General features: G+C 69.0%; 2 protein-coding genes. Both read right to left on the minus strand.

What is annotated here, in order from left to right:
- The coding region (locus GRX66_RS18620; RefSeq protein WP_325064201.1) for a HAMP domain-containing protein at positions 1-1,219 on the minus strand (1,219 nt) is incomplete at its 3' end.
- Between the two features lie 231 nt (positions 1,220-1,450).
- Positions 1,451-1,899, minus strand: a 449-nt coding sequence (locus GRX66_RS18625) for a Nif3-like dinuclear metal center hexameric protein (RefSeq protein ID WP_394351548.1), incomplete at its 5' end; no start/stop codon positions are given.

The following is a 1,899-nucleotide window of genomic DNA, read 5'->3' on the forward strand; positions in this document are numbered from 1 at the left end:
CCGCCGTCATCGTGTCGTCGTAGTCGGCGGCCGCGGCCTCCAGTTCGCGCGCCGTCTCCTGAGCGGTCGCCTGTGCGCGTTCGGCTTCCTCGCGCTGCGTTTCGGCTTCCTCACGGGCCGCTTCCGCGTCCGCCTTCGCCGTCTCCGCGTCCGACAGCGACGACGACAGCGAGTCCCGCATCCGGCGGAAGGAGTTCGCGAGCGTCCCGAACTCGTCGTTGCGCGCCGTCTCGATTGTCGTGTCGAGGTCGCCGTCGGCCATCTCGTCGGCGCGCGCGGACAGCTGGCGAAGCGAGACGACCGTCGTGCTGCCGAGGGTGACGCCGATGAGCGCCAGACTCACCACGGTCAACAGGATGAGGCCGACGACGCTAGACGCGACGTAGTCGCCGAGCGCGAACGCCTGGCTGGCGGGCGCGTGCACCATCACCGTCCAGTCCGCGCCCGAGACGGGCGCGGCCGCCATCACCGTGCCGTCCTGGTCCATGAACGTCTGCTCGGACAGCGAGCGCTCGAGCATCGCGTCGCTGCCGTCGTGGTGCTCCAGAATCTTCGAGGCGTCGGTGTGGGCGACGTACGTCCCCTCGCTGTTGACGACCACCGTCTCACCGTCGTCGACGGTCGAACTGAACGTGTTCGTGAGGACTTCCACGTTCACCATATAGAGGATGCGCTTGTCCGGGGCGCCCTCCACGGGCGAGTTCACCGTGATGACCGGGAAATCGACGACCGGGACCGTGAACGGGTCGGTGACGGCGACGTCGCTGGCGCTGTCGAACTCGGGCGGGTCCGTCGCGAACGGCGCGCCCTGGTCGGCGGGGCTGACGCCCGCCATGTCGTCGTTCGAGCTCTCCAGGATGGTCTGTTCGTCGGCGTCGTAGTAGTGGACCGCGACGACGCCGTCCGCCAGCGAGTCGCTGGCGGCGAGTTCGTCGAGGTAGCCCGCGATCTCCTCGCGGTCCCCGGACTGGATTTCGGGGCGCGTTGACGCGAGCTGCGTCTGCCCGCGGACGTTGTCGAGCCACGCGTCGAGTTGCGCGGCTCTGGCGTCGGACGTCGCGGACAGCTCCGACCGGACGTCGTCCTGTAGCTGGGCGTTCGTCTGCTGGTACACCATCGCGCCGACGCCGACTGCGATCGCGACGACGACGAGCAGGGCGACGGCGAGTTTTGCAGCGTAACTCCCCCGTACTCGTTGGAAGTAGCGGGCCATCCCCATCGTTCGCAGGTACGTTTTGGTGATACGACAAAAGGGTTCGCCCCCGATTTTCGCTCGTGATAGTGTCTCCCGGAGAGCCTCGCCGGTTGTCGGTTTCGGGACAGAATAGGGGACGGGACCGGCCGGCCCGAAGAGCCGTCGACCCCCCAGTCAGCGACCAACGTCGACCCGGTCCGAGACCACCCTCGATCCAGGTCAGCGACGCCAGCCGGTGGCTGGCTGCCGGACCCCTCAGAGACCGGTCGGGTGCTCGATGTAGGTGGTCTCCACTCCCCAGTCGTCGGCGACGTCCCGGAGCGCGCGCACGCCGAACGTCTCCGTCGCGTAGTGCCCGGCGAGGAACACGGAGATGCCGGCCTCGCGGGCCTCGTGGTAGAGTTTCTGTTTGCCTTCGCCGGTGACGAGCGCGTCGACGCCGTCGGCGTCGGCCTCCCGGATCCAGTCCGCGCCGTTGCCCGTCAACACAGCGACGTCCTCGAGGGTCTCCGGTCCGAAGTCGAGCACGCGGACGCCGTGCTCCGGGTCGAGTTCCGATTCCAGGCGCTCCGCGAGGTCGTCGCTCGCGAAGCCGCCCGTCGCCGTCCCGCGAGTTCCGACGTGCTCCCCGGCGTGCGAGCCGAACGGCGCGCGGTTCTCCAACCCGAGCAGTCGGCGAGCTGCGCGGCGTTCCCGAGTTCGGG

This window comes from Halobacterium bonnevillei (assembly GCF_009831555.1).
GTDB classification, from domain to species: domain Archaea; phylum Halobacteriota; class Halobacteria; order Halobacteriales; family Halobacteriaceae; genus Halobacterium; species Halobacterium bonnevillei.